Genomic DNA, 18,100 nt, shown 5'->3' with positions numbered 1-18,100 from the left:
CAGGATCGCGAGCACGGCCTTGGTGACGGCATCGCTCTGCGCCCAGAGGGCGCCGATGCCGTAGGGGTTGTCGGTCTTGACCGCTGCGGCGTGGGCTGGAGCGGGCGCCGGTGTCGTCGCGGCAGCGGGTGCTGCTGCGGCTGAAGCCGTCGGTGCCGCGGCGTTGGCGTTGGCTTCGGTGGTCGGTGCAGCGGCGTTCTGTGCGTGCGCCGGCAGGGCGCCCGCCAGGCAGAGGGTCAGTGCCATCGCAGCAGCCGGCACGAAGCGGGCGAGAAGCGTTTTCATCATGTGTGTCTCCAAGGAAAAGAATGAGAGGGAGCGTTGCTTACGCACTACCCGTGCCAACCTGCCAGCCGCGGGTCTTGCCCCAGATGGCATGCACGTCGGCACCTGCCGAGCGCACGACGTGGTAGCGGTCGTACGGGGCTGCGGTCATGCAGGCGTGGTGGGGCAGGATGCGCACGCGACTGCCCACGGGCAGTGCAGCGAACAGCGCCTGCAGATCGCCATCGCTGGCGATCAGGCCGTGTTCCTGGTGCAACTCGGCCACGCGCATGCCGGCCAGCGGCGCGCCGCCTTCGGCCGGGCACACGAGGCCGTAGCCGAGGTCGTCGCGGAACTCGGCACCCGAGCTGTCTTTCGACAGCGCGAGGGCGCCGGCATCGATCAGCACGCGACCCGAACGCGGGTTGTGGCCGATCACCGTGGCGAGCACCGACATCGCAACGTCGTCGACGGTGCAGATGCCGCGTGCGACCTGATCGAGGTCGAAGAAGGTGTAGACACCAGGCCGCATCTCGGTCACGCCGTCGAGGCGTTCGGCACACACCGCGGTGGGTGTGGCCCCGACGCTCACCACGTCGATCCGCAGGCCGGCCGCACGCAGGCGTTCGGCCGCGTGCACCGCGCCGGCACGCTCGGTCTCGGCGATGGCGCGGATCGCGTCGCGCCCTTCGACGTGGTAGCTGTGGCCCGCATGGGTCAGCACGCCGACCAGCGTGAAGGCTTCGCTCTGCGCAATGGCGCGTGCGACGGTCAGCAACTCGGCATCGTCAGGCGCCAGGCCGCCGCGTCCGCCGCCGGTGTCGATCTCGATCAGCATGTTGAAGGTGGCTTCCAGTGCGCGTGCCTGTTCGGCCGCCGACAGCACCGCCTCGACGCGGTCGGCCAGCAGCGTGATGCGTGCGCCGTGCGTGCGCTGGATGCGATCCAACGCCTCGACCTTGCTGGCGCTGATGCCGACCGCATAGGTCAGGTCCAGGAAGCCGTTGGCCGCGAAGTAGTCGGCCTCGGCCACGGTCGACACCGTGATGCCGCCGGCCTGGCCGCGCGTGGCCATGCGTGCCACTTCGGCCGACTTGGAGGTCTTCAGGTGCGGGCGCAGTGCCACGCCGTGGTGTGCGGCGCGTTGCGCCATCGCTGCGCAGTTGCGTTCGAGGATCGTGCTGTCGAGCAACAGCGCGGGCGTGGCGAGTTCGGCCAATGCCATGTCTGCGAAAGCCGTCATCGGGATGCCTCGATCTGGGCCACCACCTGATCCACGGCTGCGGCCACCTGGCTCACGAAAGGCGGCAGCAGCACCAGTGTCATGTGTTCCGCGCCTTCGATCAGCTGCAGGCTGCTTTGCGTGGACAGCGCGGTGTGCGCCTCCTGGAACTCGGGCCAGCGTTGTTGCACCGCATCGGCGCCTTCGGCACCTTGTGGAAGCTTCTGCAGCGCGGCCCACAACACGGCCAGCGGACGTGCACCGAAGTCGGGCGATGCGCCGGCCTGGCGCGCGACGTGCTGCAGTGCGACGAGTTCGGCCTTCGTCGTGTCGACGGCTTGGGGCGTGTAGGTCGCGATCATCTGTTCGATGACCTGCGGCATGTCGGCGAAGAGGGCCTGCACCGGTGCGAACTCCGGTGGCGGCGGACCGCCGGCCTGGAACCTGACGCGCTTGTCGCGCTCCGCCGCCAGCACGGCCTCGGGCACTTCGGAGAACACTTCGAACTGCTCGGGGTGGCTCGCGTCGAGCATCACGATGCCGGCCACCTGCGCCGGATACAGACCGGTGTAGATGCGGTTGAGCAGGCCGCCCAGCGAGTGGCCGATCAGCACGATCGGCCCCGTCACGCCAGCGGCCGTGAGCAGCGCATGCAGGCGGTGCGCGTTGCGCACGCCGTCGAAGCCTTCGCCATCGGGCTCGCTCCAGCCGGTGCCGGCACGGTCGTAGCTCACCACCGGATGCTTGACGGCCAGGGCTTGCTGCAGGCGGCCGTAGATCGGCGAGGCACAGCCCCCGCCGGCTTCGATCACGAGCGTGGGTTGCGCGGCGTGGGTCGGTGCGGGACCGCTGCGCTGCAGATGCATCGCGCGTCCTTCGATGGTGTAGAGCTCGCCGGGTGCTTTCATCTTCAATGTCGCTTTCGTTGGGGAGGGCGTGGCGCGTGTCGGTTCTTCCACGCGGGGCCAGTAGTCGAGATCGCGCACGCGGTAGGGCAGGTTCGCGAAGTCGTTGCTCAACGCGGCTGGCGTCGAGACATAGAGCACGGCCTTGGCGATGGGCCCGAACTGCGCATGGAAGTGCTGCGCGGACTTGACCACGATCAGCTTCTTGTTCGCGAGTTCGATGCCCAGGCCGGTGAACAGGTCGGTCGACATGACCTGGTTGCGCTTGCTGATGAGCACGATGTCCAGGCCGTTCGCGGCCTGCACCCAGACGGTGGTGCCAAGCAGGGTGCGCGTGCCGGCGGTGAGGCCGCCCTGCGAATAGTCTTCGGCCACGGCCTTGATCGTCACGCGCAGGTCGACCGGGTCGCCCGATGTCACGCCGCACTTGCCGCCCAGCCGCAGGTCGAAGCTGGCGCCGATGCCGGCGTCGCGGCACAGGTGGATCGCGCCCAGGTCCCAGAAAGCACCCATGGCCACGTCGGCGATGTTGCGATCGAGGATGGCACGCAGCACGAAGGTGGCATCGCTGGTGGCACCGCCACCCGCGTTGTCGGCCATGTCGGCGATCACCACCGGGCCGCCTTCGACGGCCATGGCCGCGTCCAGCGTCTCCTCGACGAAGGGCGCGTGGGCACCGATCCGGTGGCGCAGGTCCCAGAATTCGCGGCCCAGTTCATCGGCAAGCCTTGCCGCCAATGCCGGGTCGTTGTCCGTCACCACCCAGAGCTTGGCGCCGGCCTCGGGCACGTCGGCCCAGGGGAAGCCGTGGCCCAGCGAGACCGAGAGCACGCCCGGCAGCTTCTCCGCGGCTTCCATGCGGCGCACGAAGCTGGCCATCGGTTCGCGCGTGGTGTGCCACAGGCCGACCATGCGGCAGTCGTGCACGGCGGTGGTCGGCTTGACGCGGCCCTGCGCGGTGTCGAGCACGATGCGCGTCAGCTCCTGCATGCGCACCACGGCGTCGGTGTGCGGATATTCCTTGTAGCCGACGATGACGTCGGCGCCGCTCACCATCTGCTGCGTGAAGTGGCAGTGCAGGTCGAGTTCGACGCCGATCGGCACGTTCGGGCCGACGATGTCGCGCACGCGCGAGATCAGGTCGCCTTCGCAATCGTCGTAGCCGTCGGCGACCATCGCGCCGTGCAGGATCAGGATCACGCCGTCGACCGGGCCGGCCTTGCGCAGGTCGTCGAGGATCTCGTCGCGCAGGCTTTCGTAGACCGTGCGCACGGTGCGTCCGAGCGGCTGCGCGAAGGCCAGCAGGCTCTCGACCATCTCGTGGCCTTCGGCGGCCAGCAGTCGGCGCAGCTCGACCGCGAACATGCCGTAGCCGTCCGCGTCGCGCGTGCTGGAGTCGCCGTGAAAGACGCCGTATTCGTTGAAGCTTCCCCAACCGGTGGGGGCCGAGACGAAGGTGTTGGTCCCGGTGGCAAGCAGGGCGGCGAAGAACTTCATGCGCGGGACTCCTCGCGGATCAGATGGACGTTGTGGGTGCGCAGGGTGTCCATGCGCAGGCCCACGACCTTGTCGGCCTGGCGTTCGACGTTGAGGATCGACTTGCCCATGCGGGCCAGCAGCGGATCGGTCGAGGTCAGCACCATCACGTCGGCCGACAGGATGTCCAGCACGACGGCGTGATGGCCGTAGCGGCCCTGCACCGTGAGCAACAGCTGGCCGTCGACCAGCGCCATGCGCGCGGTGGCGTCGAGGTCGGGGCTGCGGTAGTCGCCGCACAGTTGCGGTGCCAGCGTCGCGGCATCGGGGGCGGACGCGCTCAGGCGCTCGAAACGACGGGGCTGGCCGCCTTCGAACAGCGTCAGCGATGCGTTGGTCTGCGCGGGGTCGAGGTCGGACGCCTGGAGCACCAGGTCGCTGACCGGCAGGTCCTGCAGGCCCAGCCAGAGCTTGCCGTCGCCGTGGTGCATCGGCAGCGCGGCATGGCCTTGCCACGACATGGCGAGCTTGCCGGCCACGTCGGCGAAGGAGATCACGCTGCCGGTGGCCGGCGCGTGGTAGCGCTGGCCGATCAGGCCGGAGAAGTCGGCGGCCTGCGGGCGTACTTCGTGGGGCGCGAGTTGTTCTTCGAGGAACAGGTCGACCACCTTGCAGGCGAACGAGCTCGGTGCGATCGGTGCGCCGTTGACCATGATGACGATGTCCAGCCCGTGGCTGGGCACGCTCAGCATCTGCGAGGTGGCGCCCAGCACCGCACCGGCGTGATGGATGATCTCGACACCACGGTAGGGGTGGCGCGCCAGCCCGTAGCCGTAGGTCACGGTCGAGCCAGAGGACAGCGTGGTCGGCGACGACAGCGCGTCCCAGCTCTCCTGGCTGCCCACGGTCTTGGCGGGGCCGCGCAGGTGCGCGAGCCAGCGCAGCATGTCGTCCACGGTCGACACCAGCGAGCCGCCGCCGTCGAGTTCGCAGGGGTAGAGGCCGCGTTGCCAGCCGCCCTCGGCCGCCGGCATGTACAGGCCGGCGAGGCCGGGATGCACGTCGAGGTCGGTGGCCACCGATGCGGTGTCGGGCATGCCCAGCGGGCCGAACAGGCGGGCCTTGAGGAAGGCGTCGTAGCTCAGGCCGCTGACGCGCTCGATGATCTTCGCCAGCAGGTGGTAGCCGCCGTTGCTGTAGACCATCTGCGAGCCGGGCTCGAAATTGAGTTCGCTCTGGCGCGCCATCGCGGGCATGCCCGGGCCGGGGTGGCAGAAGGTCATGCCGTGCGCCATGACCCAGAGTTCGTCGTGGCCGCGCCAGCCGCTGGTGTGGGTGAGCAGTTGGGCCACCGTGGGGCCGTTGTCGCTCAACGTCGGCAGTTCGGGCAGGTAGGTCTGCGCCATGGCGTCGAGCGCGACCAGGCCGTCTTCGACCAGCAGCAGGATGCCCATCGCGGTGAAGTGCTTGCTCGTCGACGCGATGCGCATGCGGCTGGTGGGCGTGAGCGCCACGCCCATCTCCAGGCTGGCCATGCCGAAGGCACGGCGGTACAGCAGCGTGCCCTGATGGGCGATGCCGATCACCAGGCCGGGCGCATCGCTGCGGTGGAAAGGGGCCAGCAGCGTGTCGAGTGCGGCCAGCGCGGCCGTCACTTTCTCGGCCGGAAGGGGAACAGGTTCAGACATGGGGATGATCTGCAAGAGAAGACATGGGAGAAGGCAGGCCGGGCTCAGGTGGTGGTCTGCGCGGCCTGCATCAGGCGCACGAAGCGGCCTTCGGTGGCGCGCAGCACCATCGCGCCGAGCACACCGCCGACCAGCGTCGTGATCACGACGGCGGTGGCCAGGCTGTTGCCGCTGACCGAACCCTTGAGGCTGTCGGACAGCAGGCCTACCGTGAGCGGACCCATCACGCCGAAGGGAAGGCTGGCCATGGTGAGCAGCGCGATGGTCCGCGCGCGCAGATGCGCCGGGGCCGCGTCCTGCAGCACGTTGGGCAGCAGCACCGCACCGCTGATGAGCGGCACGACCAGCAGCGCGAGCAGCATGAAGACATCGGTCGACGAACGCATGAACAGCATCAGCACCGACAGCAGCGCCGCGCTGAGGTTGCCCAGCATGATGATGCGCAGTGCGGCGGCCGGGCCCATGCGGCGCTGCACGAAGCGCATCACGAGCACGCCCAGCGCACCGCCGACCAGCGTGCCGGTGAGGAAGGCCAGGCCGATGCCGCGGCCCACTTCGGCCGGCGTGGCGCCGAACTCGCGTGCGGCGACGACCGGCAGCCAGGTGCCGATCGAACTCAGGCCCACGGCGCCCAGGCCGAAGCCGATCACCAGGCCGGCGAAGGTGCGCCAGTGCGTGACGAGGTGATCGCGGAAACCGATGGCGTTGGCGGGCGTCACGGTGTCGAAGCTCAGTGTGGCGGCCTTGCCCTTGCCGCCGCGGCCGCCGCGTATCGACAGCACCAGCAGGGCCACGGGGATGCCTGCCGCGGCCATCACGAAGAAGGTCAGTCGCCAGGCTTCGTAGCCCTGCATCGACACCGGCAGCAGGTGCCGCAGGTCGTCGGTCAGGTTCACGACGCTGCCGCCCAGCAACGCGCCGAGCGCGCTGCCGAAGATGATGGACAGCGCGAAGACCGCGTTGGCGAACACCCGTTGCGCGCGCGGGAACAGGTCGGGGATCATGCTGTTCGTGATGGGCGTGAGGCCGGCTTCGCCGACCCCCAGCCCGATCGAGGCGATGAACAGCACGCCGTAGCCTTCGGCCGTGCCGCGCAGGCCGGTGGCCGCGCTCCACAGCACCACGCAGGCGGCGAGCACCACGCGGCGGTCGTAGCGGTCGCTGAGCCAGCCCAGCGGCAGCGTGGCGATGCCGGTGAACAGCACCAGGCCCGCGCCCTGCAGCAGGCCGATCTGCGTGTCGGACAGTGACAAGGACAGGCGCACCGGCTCGGTCAGCAGCGTGAGCACGACCTTGTCGACCGCGCCCAGCACCGTGGCGATGATCAGGACGATCAGCGCATACCAGGCGCTGGGCGGGGCCTTGACGACCCCTTCGGACACCCCGGCCGACGACCCTTCGGTCGCCAGCGGAGGCGCGATCGGCGTGAACAGCGCCATCGTCAGAACGGAACGGTCATGGTCACGCCGATGGTGCGCGCCGGCGCCAGCGCTACCAGGGCCTGGGTCGGCGAGGTCACGCCCACTTCAGCCGACACCAGGCCGCGCTTGTCGGCCAGGTTGCGCACGTAGGCGGCCAGGCTGAAGCGCTGGAACTCGATGCCGGCCTGCAGGTCGACCATCGTGTAGGCCGGCAGCTTGATGCTGGGCGCGATCTTGCTGCCTTCGTAGCCCGCATTGCGCTCGCCGGTGTAGCGTGCGGCGACGCCGACGTAGGCATCGCGGCCCGCGAGGCTGAAGTTGCGCGTCACGCCGGCAGAGGCCGCGAAGCGCGGCGTCGAGGGCAGGCGCGAACCGGCCTTGGCCTGGAGGCCGGCGGCGTCGGTCTGGAGGCGCGCATCGATCAGCGATGCCGAGGAATGCAGGTTCCAGTCGCGATTGGGCTTCCAGCCCAGCATCAGCTCGGCACCCTTGATGCGCGCATCGCCGGCGTTGGTGAAGAAGCTGAACCCCCCGTCGCGGATCGGCTGCTGGATGTTCTTCCACTCGATGTCGTAGAGCGCGGCTTCGACCGACACCGTGCGGTTCAGCAGGTCGGCCTTGTAGCCGAGCTCGTAGCTCCACAGCGAGTCGGACTCGTACATCGGCTTGACGACGTTGCGGTTGGTGTTGGGCTTGAGGCCGTTGGGGCCACCCGGGCGGTAGCCGCTGGCGGCGCGGAAGTACACGTTGCTGGTCTTGTCGAGCGCGTACTTGACGGTGCCGAGATAGGTGGTCGGGCTCTCCGACGAGGTGCCGCCGCCCGTCGAGGGCACCGCGCCGATCAGCAGACCGGTGCTGCGGTCGGTGTACGACTGCTTGTTGCGCGCCACGCGCACGCCGCCGGTGAAGGACAGCGCGGACGTTGCGTTCCAGGTAATGTCGCCGTAGGCCGCCACTTCCTGGTAGCGGTTGGGCTTGCCCGTGGTCAGCAGGTTCGCGCTGGGCAGTCCGCCTGCGAGGTTCGCATCGATGCTGCCCGCGACATTGCCGCGCTCGCGGTTCAGGTACAGGCCGGCCAGCCATTCGAAGGTCTGGCCCGAGCGCGAGGTCAGGCGGAACTCCTGGCTCGTGCGGTGCTGGTCGACGTTGCTTCCCAGCGGGACCGAGACGACGGGGTAGCCCAGCGAGCGCAGTGGCGGCGCGTAGAGGGGGCTGATGTCGGCGGCGTTGCTGATCTTCACGTCCTGCACGGAGGTGATCGAGTTCAGGCGTGCCCAGCCGAAGTCGTACTCGACGTCCAGGCCCCACAGCGTGGTGCGGTTCTTGTATGGCTCGCCGGTGGACAGGAAACGCTGGCGTTCGCCATAGATGGGGCGGCCACTGGCGATGTCCATCTCTTCGAAGCCCAGACCCTTGCGACTCACTTCCTGGGCGGTCGCGGTCATGCGGACGGTCAGTTCGCGGGTCGGCGTGAGCAGCAGCGAGAAGCGGCCGCCTTCGGTGTGGCCGCGGTCGACGTTGGAGCCTGCGGCCGGTCCGACGGCGTCGTAGCTGCCGCCGACGCGATCGCTGAAGGCCGACAGGCGCACCGCGGCCGTGTCTTCCTTGATCGGGATGTTGAGCATCAAGCCGGTGGTGAAGCCGTTGCCGCCGCCCTTGGTCGACGAGGCGCCGAACTTCACCGCGCCCGAGAACTCGGTGGTGTCGGGCTGGTTGGTCACGTACTTGAGCACGCCGCCCATGGCGCCGGCGCCGTACAGCGTGCCTTGCGGGCCGCGCAGGATTTCGATGTGGTGCAGGTCGAGCATGCCCATGTCGAGAGGCGTGGAACTGCCCAACGCATAGGCCGAGCTCATGCCCGTGGCCACGTCGTCGATGTACACGCCGACGGTGGCGATGGTCTGCGACGGGCCGGTGGTCAGCCCGCGCATGCTCAGCGAACCGCCGACGGTGCCACTGCTCGTCAGGTTCACGCCTGGCTGGTCGGCGATGTAGTCGGCCAGCTTCTTCGCGCCTTCGCGTTCCAGCTTTTCGCTGGGCACCACGTTGACCTGCATCGGCACTTCACGCACCGGCTCGCGGCGGCGCGTGGCCGTGACGGTCACGCTGTCGAGTGCGTTCGTCGCCTTGCTCTCGGCTTCGCCCGCAGGAGCGGCCGCAGTCGATGCGGCGGCGTTCTGTGCGTGCGCAGCCTGCCCCATCAGGACGGCGGCCGAAGCCACCAGCAGAGCGAGCGGCGTGGCGCGCAGGAAAGAGGGACGGGCGATCCGGTTGAAGCCGGTGTTGTCGGGACGAATCATGGGTGAGGCACTCCAGCGAAGGGTTTGTGACGGCGGTCGATCCGGTCGGCATCCTACAAACGAATTTCCAAATTAGCAATTTATTTTCTTGTATGTATAAATATGGCGAATTCGACAAGATCCGCTCTTGCGGATAGATTCGACGGCTGCAATCCGTATCGTCCCTAGGCCTCCAACCACATCGCCCCATGAACGAAAACCCGTCTGCTCCCTCCCCCGCGCGCGTAGCGCCCGGCGAGACGATTCGCGCCCTTCGCAAGCGGCTGGGCCTCACGTTGGGCGAGGTCAGCGAGCGCACGGGACTAGGGGTTTCCACATTGTCTAAATTGGAAAAAGGACATGCGTCTTTGACGTATGAGAAATTGCAGCTGATCAGCCGCGGCCTCGGCGTCGACATGGCGCAGGTGCTCGAGCCGTCCGGCGGCAGCAGCGGCGGTGGAGTGCCCGGCACGCGCGGCGCACCCGCGCTGACACCTGCGCCGCTGGTGCGGGGCACGGGGCGGCGCGTGGTGCAGCGCCACGGCGAGGGCATGGCGGTCAGCAATCGCACCTACCGGCAGACCTACCTCGCAACCGAGCTGCTCAACAAGCGGCTCACGCCCATGATCACGGAGGTGCGCGCGCGCAGCCTCGACGACTTCTTCTCGGAGTTCGGCGGTCTCACCCATCACCCGGGCGAGGAATTCATCTATGCGCTCGAGGGGCGCATCGAGTTCCACACGGAGCTCTATGCGCCGGTGCTGCTCAACCCCGGCGATTCGGTCTACTTCGACAGCGCGATGGGGCACGCCTACGTGGCCGCGAGCGAGGGCCCGTGCCTGATGCTCTCGGTGTGCGAGGCGGTGAACGACGTGCACCCGTCGATGAGCGCACCGGTCGCCATGCCGCCGATCGTTCGGCGCGTCGAGGCCGGCACGACGGCAGCGCCGTCGGCGACGCCGGTCGCAAAGCGCAAGAAGTAGCCTCCTGCATCCGCGCCGCCAGATGACGCCATGCAACGGGCCGTTGGCCGCTTGCGCGAGTGTTCGGCGGCGCTCCACCCATTGGCGCCCTGATCGGGGGCATGGCGCCGCGCGCCGGTGCAGCATGCACGCTCGCACACTTCGAAAAGGTCCGTCAGAGGAGAAGAAGCGACGCAGCGCCTGGCATGCAGATTGCTAACTAACCGATCAATTAATTGTCAGGGTTAGCCCTGTGGCGTGGTGCGATGCACGCCGTAGACTTCGCCTTAAATTAATTGATCGATTAATTATGTAAATGCTGCGTCGGGCAGACGCTTTTTCTGGAGAAGCTCATGAACTACCAATGGAAATCTCTCGCGGCGTGGGTGCTGCCGACCTTCTGTCTCGGCGCATGGGCGCAGGACACCGTCAAGATCGGCGTGATCCAGCCCCTGACCGGATCGGTCGCCTATAACGGCCAGGCCTTCGTGGCGGGCGCCAAGCTGGCCGTCGAGCAGCGCAACGCGGCCGGGGGCGTGGGGGGCAGGAAGATCGAACTGGTGATCGAGGACGGCCAGTGCCGCCCCGCCAATTCGGTGAATGCAGCCGAGAAGCTGATCCAGCGCGACAAGGTGGTGGCCGTGACCGGCGCGTTCTGCAGTTCTGCCACCGCTGCGGTCATGCCCGTGGCCGAGAAGTACAAGGTGCCGCTGCTCAGCGGCGTGTCCTCCAAGGCCGATCTGACCGAGAAGGGCATGCAGTACTTCTTCCGCTCGGCCGAGACCGACCGGCTGATGTCGAAGACCTTCAGCAAGATCCTCGCGGAGAAGCTGCAACTGAAGAACGTGGCCTACATCGGCGTGAACGACGACTGGGGGCGCGGCGGCGTCGAGGACTTCTCCAAGGACCTTGCCGGCATGGGCGTGAAGACGGTCATGAAGGAGTACTTCGACCACGGTGCGACCGACTTCTACACATTGCTGACCAAGCTGCGTGCGGCCAAGGCCGACGGCGTGTTCGTGGCCGCGGAAACGCAGGACGGCTCGATCCTGGTGAAGCAATTCAAGGAGTTCGGTCTCACCACCAAGATCTTCGGCGTCGGCTCCTGGGCCACCGCCGACTTCATCGGGCTCACGGGCGCGGCCTCGGAAGGCGTCTACGCCGCGGTGCCCTATGCGTCGAGCATGCCCGGCGAGCGCAACAAGGCCTTCGTCGGCCAGTACACGGCCGCCTACAAGGAGAAGCCGGGCAAGTACGGCGCGGCCGGCTTCAACGCACTGAACATCCTGATGGAAGCAACCGCCCGCGCAGGCAAGGCCGAGCCCGAGGCCATCCGCGACGCGCTGCGCAAGACCGACTACCAGGCGCCCAACGGCCGCTACCGGTTCACCGAGAAGGGCGAGGGCTACGGCTTCGACGTGGTGCTGGTGCAGATCGTCGGCAAGGAGCCGAAGGTCGTGGCCGAGTCCCAGACCGAAAAGCCCTGAGCCGCGGCTCCTTCCCCAGATCGGAATGCAGATGGAACTGCTCCTGCAATACCTCGCCAACGGCCTCGTGACCGGTTCGTTCTACGCGCTGTCGGCGCTGGGCCTGACCCTGATCCTCGGCCTCATGCGGGTGGTGAATTTCGCCCATGGCGAGCTCTACATGCTCGGCGGCGTGATGGGCTGGTGGGCCACCACGCGGCTCGGCCTCGACTTCTTCTCCGGGCTGCTGCTGGTGGCCGTTGCGATGGGTGCCTTCGGTTGGCTGATCGATCGCTTCCTGATCGAACGCATCCGCGACCAGGGCGAGGAGGCCGGCATCCTGCTGACCATCGGCCTGTCGATCTTCCTGGCCAACACCGCGCTGCTCGCGGTCGGTACCGCGCCGCTCAAGGTCGAGGCGCCGATCTCGGCCGGCCCGGCCTTCCTCGGCCCGATCGTGCTGACCAAGCTGCGCCTGTTCGCGGTGGCCGTGTGTGCACTGCTGATCGTCGCGGCCTGGCTCACCATCCACAAGACCCGTCTGGGCCGCTCGATGCGCGCGACCTTCCAGGACCCGATGGCTGCGCGGCTGGTAGGCATCCGCACCGCCAACGTCTATGCGGCGACCTTCGCGATGGGCACCGTGATCGCCTCGATGGCCGGCATGCTGCTGGGCTCGATCTATTCGGCCCAGGTGTCGGTGGGCGGGCTGGTGAGCATGAAGGCCTTCGTGGTGGTGATCCTCGGCGGCATGGGCAGCTTCGCCGGTGCGATCGCCGGCGGCCTGCTGCTGGGCGTGGCCGAGGCCCTCTGGGGCGGCTACGTCGCGACCGGCTGGGTCGACATCATCGGCTTCGCACTGGTGATCCTGACCCTCGTCTTCAGGCCCTACGGCCTGTTCTCCAAGCGCGCGGAGCGAGCATGAAATTCGAACGCAACTTTCTCTTCGGCTTCCTGGCGCTGGCCGCGCTGGTGCCCTTCGTGGTGCGGGATCAGTACCTGCTGCACATCGCCATCATCGTGCTGTTCTACGCGGTGCTGGCCACCAGCCTGAACCTGGTGGTCGGCTACGTTGGCGAGTTCTCGCTGGGCCACACCGCCTTCCTGGGCACCGGCGCCTATGCCGCGGCGATCCTCTCGACGCAGTACGGCTGGCCGATGTGGGCCACCGTGCCGGTTGCAGGCGTGCTGGCCGCGGTGATGGGCGTGGTGATCGGCGCCATCACGCTGCGGCTGCAGGGGCCGTTCTTCGTGATCGTGACGCTGTCCTTCGCCGAGGTGCTGCGTCTGGTCGCGGACAACTGGATCGGCCTGACCAACGGCCCGATGGGCATCGCGGGCATCCCGCAGCCCGCGATGCTGGCCGAGGCCGGCAATCTCGGGGCCAAGCAGTTCTACTACGCCGTGGCCTGGGGCGTGCTGGCCATCGCGCTGTACCTGTCGTATCGCTTCGTGCACTCCAACGCGGGACGCGCGGCCGTGGCGATCCGCGAGAACCGCTTCGTCGCGCAGTCGATCGGCGTGCGTCCGCTGACCTACTCGATGCTGGCGCTGGTGCTCGGCGCCTTCCTGTCGGGCATGGCCGGCGGCTTCTATGCGCACTACATCTCCTTCGTCGGTCCGGAGATGTTCCGCTTCGCCTTCATGATCAGCATGATCATCATGGTGCTGATCGGCGGGAAGGGCACGCTGGTCGGCCCACTGATCGGCGCGCTGCTCGTGACGCTGCTAGAGGAGTACCTGCGCGAGACCAAGGAGCTGCGGCTGTCGATCTTCGGCCTCGCCGTGATCGCCATCGTGCTGTTCCTGCCGCAGGGGCTGATGGGCTTCGCGCAGCGGCGGCGCGAGCGGCGCCTGCCGTCGCCGACGTCGACCAAGCTGGCGACGCCGGCCACCGGGAGCGCCGCATGAACGCCACCCTGACCCTGCCGGCCGGCGCGACGCTCGAAGTGCGCGGCCTGGGCAAGTCCTTCGGCGGCATCCGTGCCGTCAAGGACATCAGCTTCGACGTGCGGCCGGGCGAGATCGTGGGCCTGATCGGCCCCAACGGCGCCGGCAAGACCACCTGCTTCAACCTGATCACCGGCTTCTACACGCCCACCACGGGCCAGGTCCGTTATGGCGGCGCCGACGTCACGGGCGAGAAGCCCTTCCGCATGGCACGCCGCGGCATCGTGCGCAGCTTCCAGAAGACCAACATCCTCAAATCGCTGACGGTGTTCGAGAACGTGCTCACGGGCCACTACCTGGAAGCGCGCCAGTCGCTGTGGCAGACCTTCTTCCCGGGCCGCCGCGTGCGCGAGACCGAGCAGGCGGTGCGCGACAGCGCCGCGCGCATCGTCGAGACGATGGGCCTGGCGCAGCGCATGGACACCTCCGCCTCGGTGCTGTCCTGCGGCGAGCTGCGCCTGCTGGAGGTCGCGCTCGCGCTGGCCGCCAAGCCGCAGGTGCTGATGCTCGACGAACCGGCGGCCGGACTCAACAGCCAGGAGGCGCGCGTCTTCGGGGACATCCTCAAAACCCTTCCGGGCCGGCTGGTGCAGTCGGTCCTCATCGTGGAGCACAACATGGGACTGGTGATGGCGGTGTCCGACCGCGTCGTCGTGATGCATTTCGGAGAGAAGCTGGCCGAAGGCACGCCGGCACAAGTGCAGAGCGATCCGCGCGTGGTCGAGGCCTACCTGGGCGGAGGAAAAAAAGCATGAGCGCTGTCCTTGAAAAGGCGCCGATGGCCGGTACCGACGCTCCCGCCGCCGAGCCGCTGCTGGCGCTGCGCCAACTGCATGTGAGCTACGGCAAGACCGCGGCCTTGCACGGCGTCGATCTGCGCATCGCGCCCGGCGAGGTCGTCGCGCTGATCGGCGCCAACGGCGCGGGCAAGAGCACGACCCTGCGCGCGATCTCGGGCCTGCTCAAGCCGACGCGCGGCGAGATCCTGTTCAAGGGCCATGCGATCGGCGGCATGCCGGCCGACCGGATCGTGGGGCAGGGCATTGCCCAATCGCCCGAGGAGCGCCACGTCTGGCCCGCCATGACGGTGCACGAGAACCTGGCCCTCGGCGCCTACCTCTGCAAGTCCGGCACGGTGGTGGAAGAGCGCGCCGCCAAGGTCTACGCCCGCTTTCCGCGCCTCAAGGAGCGCTACAAGCAACTGGCCGGCACGCTCAGCGGCGGCGAACAGCAGATGCTGGCGATCGGCCGGGCGCTGATGTCGGAACCGACGCTGCTGCTGCTCGACGAGCCCAGCCTGGGCCTGAGCCCGCGCATGGCCGAGGAGGTGTTCGACTTCGTGCGCGAGATCCACGCGCATGGCGTGACGGTGCTTCTGGTGGAGCAGAACGTGCACAACGCGCTGTCGGTCGCGGCGCGCGCCTACGTCTACGAGACGGGTCGCATCGTGGCGGAGCGGCCGGCAGCCGAACTGCTCGAGGACACCGCCTTGCTGAGCGCCTATCTGGGCGGCTGAGCCGAGTGAGAGAAGCCGGCCTTCGGAGGCCGGCCTCTTTTGTCCTCATTAATTAATTGTGTGTTTATTTATTAAGCGCCGGCAGTGTCCGGTACGAAGGAGATCGTGATGAGCAAGCCCTTGCGTGTAGGGATCGTGGGCGCCGGCATCGGCGGCGTGGCATTGGCGCGGGCCCTGCGCCTGCGCGGCATCGATGCGCACCTGTTCGAGCGGGCGGCTGCCTTTGGCGAGATCGGCGCGGGCGTGCAGATGACCCCCAACGCCGCCAAGGTGCTGCAGGCTCTGGGCCTGAGCGATGCACTCGAGCGCATCGGCTTCCTGCCCGAGGCGATGGTCGGGCGCAACTGGGACACGGCGCGTGAACTGTTCCGCACCCCGCTGCGCGAGACCTGCCCGAGGCTGTTCGGCGCCGGCTTCTATCACGTGCACCGGGCCGATTTGCACGCGATCCTGTGCGAGGGCATCCCCGCGGACAAGGTCCGCTTCAACGTGCAGTGCGTGGGCATCGAGCAGGGCGCGCACGGCGCGACCGCGCGTTTCGCCGACGGCTCGTCCTTCGAGGCCGACCTGATCGTCGGCGCCGACGGCATCCATTCGGTGGTGCGCGACGGGCTCTGGGGCAAGACCGCCGCGCGCTTCACCGGCCACATGTGCTGGCGCGCGCTGGTGCCTGTCGATCGGCATCCCCTGCCCTTCGTCAGCCCGGACGCATCGTTCTGGATGGGCCCGAAGGCGCACATCGTGACCTACTATGTCAAGGGCGGCGCGGCCGTGAACATCGTGGCAGTCAACGAGAGTGCCGACTGGGTGGCGGAGTCGTGGACCGAACCCAGCACCCGCGAGGAACTGCTGGGCGCCTACCAGGGCTGGCACCGCGACATCGTGGACCTGTTCGAGCGCGTGGACAGCGCGCAGACCTTCAAGTGGGGCCTGTTCGACCGCGACCCCATGACCCAGTGGTCGCAGGGCCGGGTCACGCTGCTGGGCGATGCCGCGCATCCGATGCTGCCCTTCCTGTCGCAGGGTGCCGCGATGGCGATCGAGGACGCCTATGTGCTCGCCGCTGCGCTCGTGCACCGCGCGGGCGACATCGACGCCGCGCTGCAGGCCTACGAGACGGAGCGCCGCCCGCGCACCGCGCGCGTGCAGCTGGAGGCGCGCGAACGCGGCCGGACCTACCACCTCTCCACGCCCGAGGAGCTACAGCAGCGTGACCTGGAGATGCAGCGCCAGCAGGCGCAGAACCCCAACGCAGTGGGCATCAAGGCCGAGTGGGTCTACGAGTACGACGCGACGCGTTGCGTCGACCGTTTCGATGCCGAGGCCGTGTCGGCCTGAACCGGAGAACACAGATGAAGACGAACTACCGCATCGGCCAGATCGTGCCCAGCTCGAACACCACCATGGAGACTGAGATCCCGGCGATGCTGCGCCTGCGCGAGCAGATCCGGCCCGAGCGCTTCACTTTCCATTCGGCGCGCATGCGCATGAAGCACGTCACCAAGGAGGAGCTCGCGGCCATGGACGCCGAGTCCGACCGTTGTGCGCTGGAGCTCAGCGACGCGCGTGTCGACGTGCTCGGCTACGCCTGCCTGGTGGCCATCATGGCCATGGGCCACGGCTACCACCGCGCTTCGCAGGAGCGGCTCGCAGGGGTGACCGCGGCCAACCAGGGCGCGGCGCCGGTGGTCAGCAGCGCCGGCGCGTTGGTCGACGGCCTGCGCGTGCTGGGCGCGAAGCGCATCGCGCTGGTCGCTCCCTACATGCTGCCGCTCACGAAGCTGGTAGTCGACTACATCGCGCACGAAGGCTTCGAGGTCGTGCACTGGCGCGCGCTCGAGATTCCCGACAACCTGGAAGTGGGGCGCCACGACCCGGCGAAGCTGCCGGGCATCGTGGCTGGCATGCCGACCGACGACGTCGACGTGATCGTGCTGTCGGCCTGCGTGCAGATGCCCTCGCTGCAGGCCATCGCGCAGGTCGAGGCGCGCACCGGCAAGCCGGTCGTCACCGCCGCGGCCGCGACCGTCTACGCCATGCTGTGCCAGCTCGGCCTCGAGCCCATCGTGCCGGGCGCGGGGGCGCTGCTCTCCGGCGCCTACCCGAAGGCGGCGGCATGAGCGAGTCCACCTATCGCTATGGCGCGCAGGTGCATGCCAACGGCATCCGCCAGCACTACCTGCGCTATGGCGGCACGGAAGGCGCGCGTGCGCAGCGCGACGCGGTCGTGCTGATCCCCGGCATCACCAGCCCGGCCGTGACCTGGGGCTTCGTCGCCGAGCGCTTCGGCCGCCACTTCGACACCTATGTGTTTGACGTGCGCGGCCGCGGCCTGAGCGAGGCCACCGATGCGCTCGACTACAGCCTCGACGCGCAGGTGGCCGACGTGATCGCCTTCACGCGGGCGCTCGGGCTGCGCCGCTACGCGATCGTCGGTCACTCGATGGGCGGGCGCATCGGCCTGCGCGCCGCGTCGCTTCGGCCCGAAGGGCTCACGCGGCTGGTGGCGGTCGATCCGCCCGTCTCGGGCCCGGGCCGGCGGCCCTATCCCGCGCAATTGCCCTGGTACGTCGACTCCATCCGCCTGGCGCAGCGCGGCATCTCGCTCGAGCAGATGCGCGCCTTCTGTCCGAGCTGGAGCGAGGCGCAGTTGCGCCTGCGCGCGCAATGGCTGCACACCTGCAACGAGCGCGCGATCGTCGCCAGCTTCGAGGCCTTCCAGACCGACGACATCCATGCCGACGTCGCGCGCATCGCCGTGCCGACGCTGCTGCTCACGGCCGAACGCGGCGACGTGGTGCGGCCGGCCGACGTCGACGAACTCCGCGGCCTGCTGCCCGCGCTGCTGGAACGGCGCGTGCCCGATGCGGGCCACATGATCCCGTGGGACAACGAGACCGGCTTCCACGCCGCCTTCGGGGACTTCCTCGGCCAGGCCCTGGACTGAGCGG

Annotated in this window: 14 protein-coding genes and 1 pseudogene; 9 read left to right on the top strand and 6 right to left on the bottom strand. The window is 68.4% G+C overall.

Translation table 11 applies throughout. The annotated features are described in order from the left end of the window. The 6 genes and pseudogenes from ACSFBC_RS27950 to ACSFBC_RS27925 all read right to left on the bottom strand — a co-directional run. A pseudogene (locus ACSFBC_RS27950) lies at positions 1–288 on the bottom strand (MotA/TolQ/ExbB proton channel family protein); the annotation flags it as partial. Between the two features lie 37 nt (positions 289–325). After that, the gene (locus tag ACSFBC_RS27945) at positions 326–1,507 is read right to left on the bottom strand and encodes an alanine racemase (protein WP_435513593.1); all 1,182 of its coding nucleotides are present in this window, start codon (positions 1,505–1,507) and stop codon (positions 326–328) included. Beyond that, positions 1,504–3,888, bottom strand: coding sequence for an alpha/beta fold hydrolase (locus ACSFBC_RS27940; protein WP_435513592.1), 2,385 nt, complete (start codon positions 3,886–3,888; stop codon positions 1,504–1,506). The genes ACSFBC_RS27945 and ACSFBC_RS27940 overlap by 4 nt, the downstream gene beginning before the upstream one ends. Further along, complete coding sequence (locus tag ACSFBC_RS27935; protein WP_435513591.1) at positions 3,885–5,555, bottom strand: serine hydrolase domain-containing protein; 1,671 nt, start codon at positions 5,553–5,555, stop codon at positions 3,885–3,887. Before ACSFBC_RS27935 ends, ACSFBC_RS27940 begins: the two co-directional genes overlap by 4 nt. Positions 5,556–5,599: 44 nt before the next feature. Next, complete coding sequence (locus ACSFBC_RS27930) at positions 5,600–6,994, bottom strand: MFS transporter (RefSeq protein WP_435513590.1); 1,395 nt, start codon at positions 6,992–6,994, stop codon at positions 5,600–5,602. Positions 6,995–6,996: 2 nt separating this feature from the next. Beyond that, positions 6,997–9,276 carry a TonB-dependent receptor gene (locus ACSFBC_RS27925; protein ID WP_435513589.1) on the bottom strand — a complete coding sequence of 760 codons (2,280 nt, stop codon included), beginning with the start codon at positions 9,274–9,276 and terminating at the stop codon, positions 6,997–6,999. Between the two features lie 188 nt (positions 9,277–9,464). On the opposite strand from ACSFBC_RS27925, the gene ACSFBC_RS27920 reads away from it, so the two are divergent. From ACSFBC_RS27920 to ACSFBC_RS27880, 9 genes are all read left to right on the top strand, one after another. Next, positions 9,465–10,238, top strand: a complete 774-nt coding sequence (locus tag ACSFBC_RS27920; protein WP_435513588.1) for a helix-turn-helix domain-containing protein — start codon at positions 9,465–9,467, stop codon at positions 10,236–10,238. A gap of 332 nt (positions 10,239–10,570) precedes the next feature. Continuing rightward, complete coding sequence (locus ACSFBC_RS27915) at positions 10,571–11,704, top strand: ABC transporter substrate-binding protein (protein ID WP_435513587.1); 1,134 nt, start codon at positions 10,571–10,573, stop codon at positions 11,702–11,704. 31 nt (positions 11,705–11,735) lie between these two features. Next, positions 11,736–12,608: a branched-chain amino acid ABC transporter permease gene (locus ACSFBC_RS27910; protein ID WP_435513586.1), complete on the top strand. Its 873-nt coding sequence runs from the start codon at positions 11,736–11,738 to the stop codon at positions 12,606–12,608. Beyond that, positions 12,605–13,594, top strand: a complete 990-nt coding sequence (locus ACSFBC_RS27905) for a branched-chain amino acid ABC transporter permease (RefSeq protein ID WP_435513585.1) — start codon at positions 12,605–12,607, stop codon at positions 13,592–13,594. The genes ACSFBC_RS27910 and ACSFBC_RS27905 overlap by 4 nt, the downstream gene beginning before the upstream one ends. Further along, positions 13,591–14,388 (top strand): ABC transporter ATP-binding protein, encoded by a 798-nt coding sequence (locus ACSFBC_RS27900; RefSeq protein ID WP_435513584.1) that lies wholly within the window; start codon positions 13,591–13,593, stop codon positions 14,386–14,388. Before ACSFBC_RS27905 ends, ACSFBC_RS27900 begins: the two co-directional genes overlap by 4 nt. Beyond that, complete coding sequence (locus ACSFBC_RS27895) at positions 14,385–15,149, top strand: ABC transporter ATP-binding protein (protein WP_435513583.1); 765 nt, start codon at positions 14,385–14,387, stop codon at positions 15,147–15,149. Before ACSFBC_RS27900 ends, ACSFBC_RS27895 begins: the two co-directional genes overlap by 4 nt. A 108-nt stretch (positions 15,150–15,257) precedes the next feature. Next, complete coding sequence (locus ACSFBC_RS27890) at positions 15,258–16,487, top strand: FAD-dependent monooxygenase (protein WP_435513582.1); 1,230 nt, start codon at positions 15,258–15,260, stop codon at positions 16,485–16,487. 14 nt (positions 16,488–16,501) lie between these two features. Further along, positions 16,502–17,269 (top strand): maleate cis-trans isomerase family protein, encoded by a 768-nt coding sequence (locus tag ACSFBC_RS27885; protein ID WP_435513581.1) that lies wholly within the window; start codon positions 16,502–16,504, stop codon positions 17,267–17,269. Then, positions 17,266–18,096 (top strand): alpha/beta fold hydrolase, encoded by an 831-nt coding sequence (locus tag ACSFBC_RS27880; protein ID WP_435513580.1) that lies wholly within the window; start codon positions 17,266–17,268, stop codon positions 18,094–18,096. The genes ACSFBC_RS27885 and ACSFBC_RS27880 overlap by 4 nt, the downstream gene beginning before the upstream one ends. Positions 18,097–18,100: the final 4 nt, after the last annotated feature.

Source organism: Variovorax frigidus (assembly GCF_051216515.1).
Taxonomy (GTDB): domain Bacteria; phylum Pseudomonadota; class Gammaproteobacteria; order Burkholderiales; family Burkholderiaceae_C; genus Variovorax.
The sequence above is the reverse complement of the archived record's forward strand: the minus strand, read 5'-3'. Positions and strand labels throughout refer to the sequence as shown.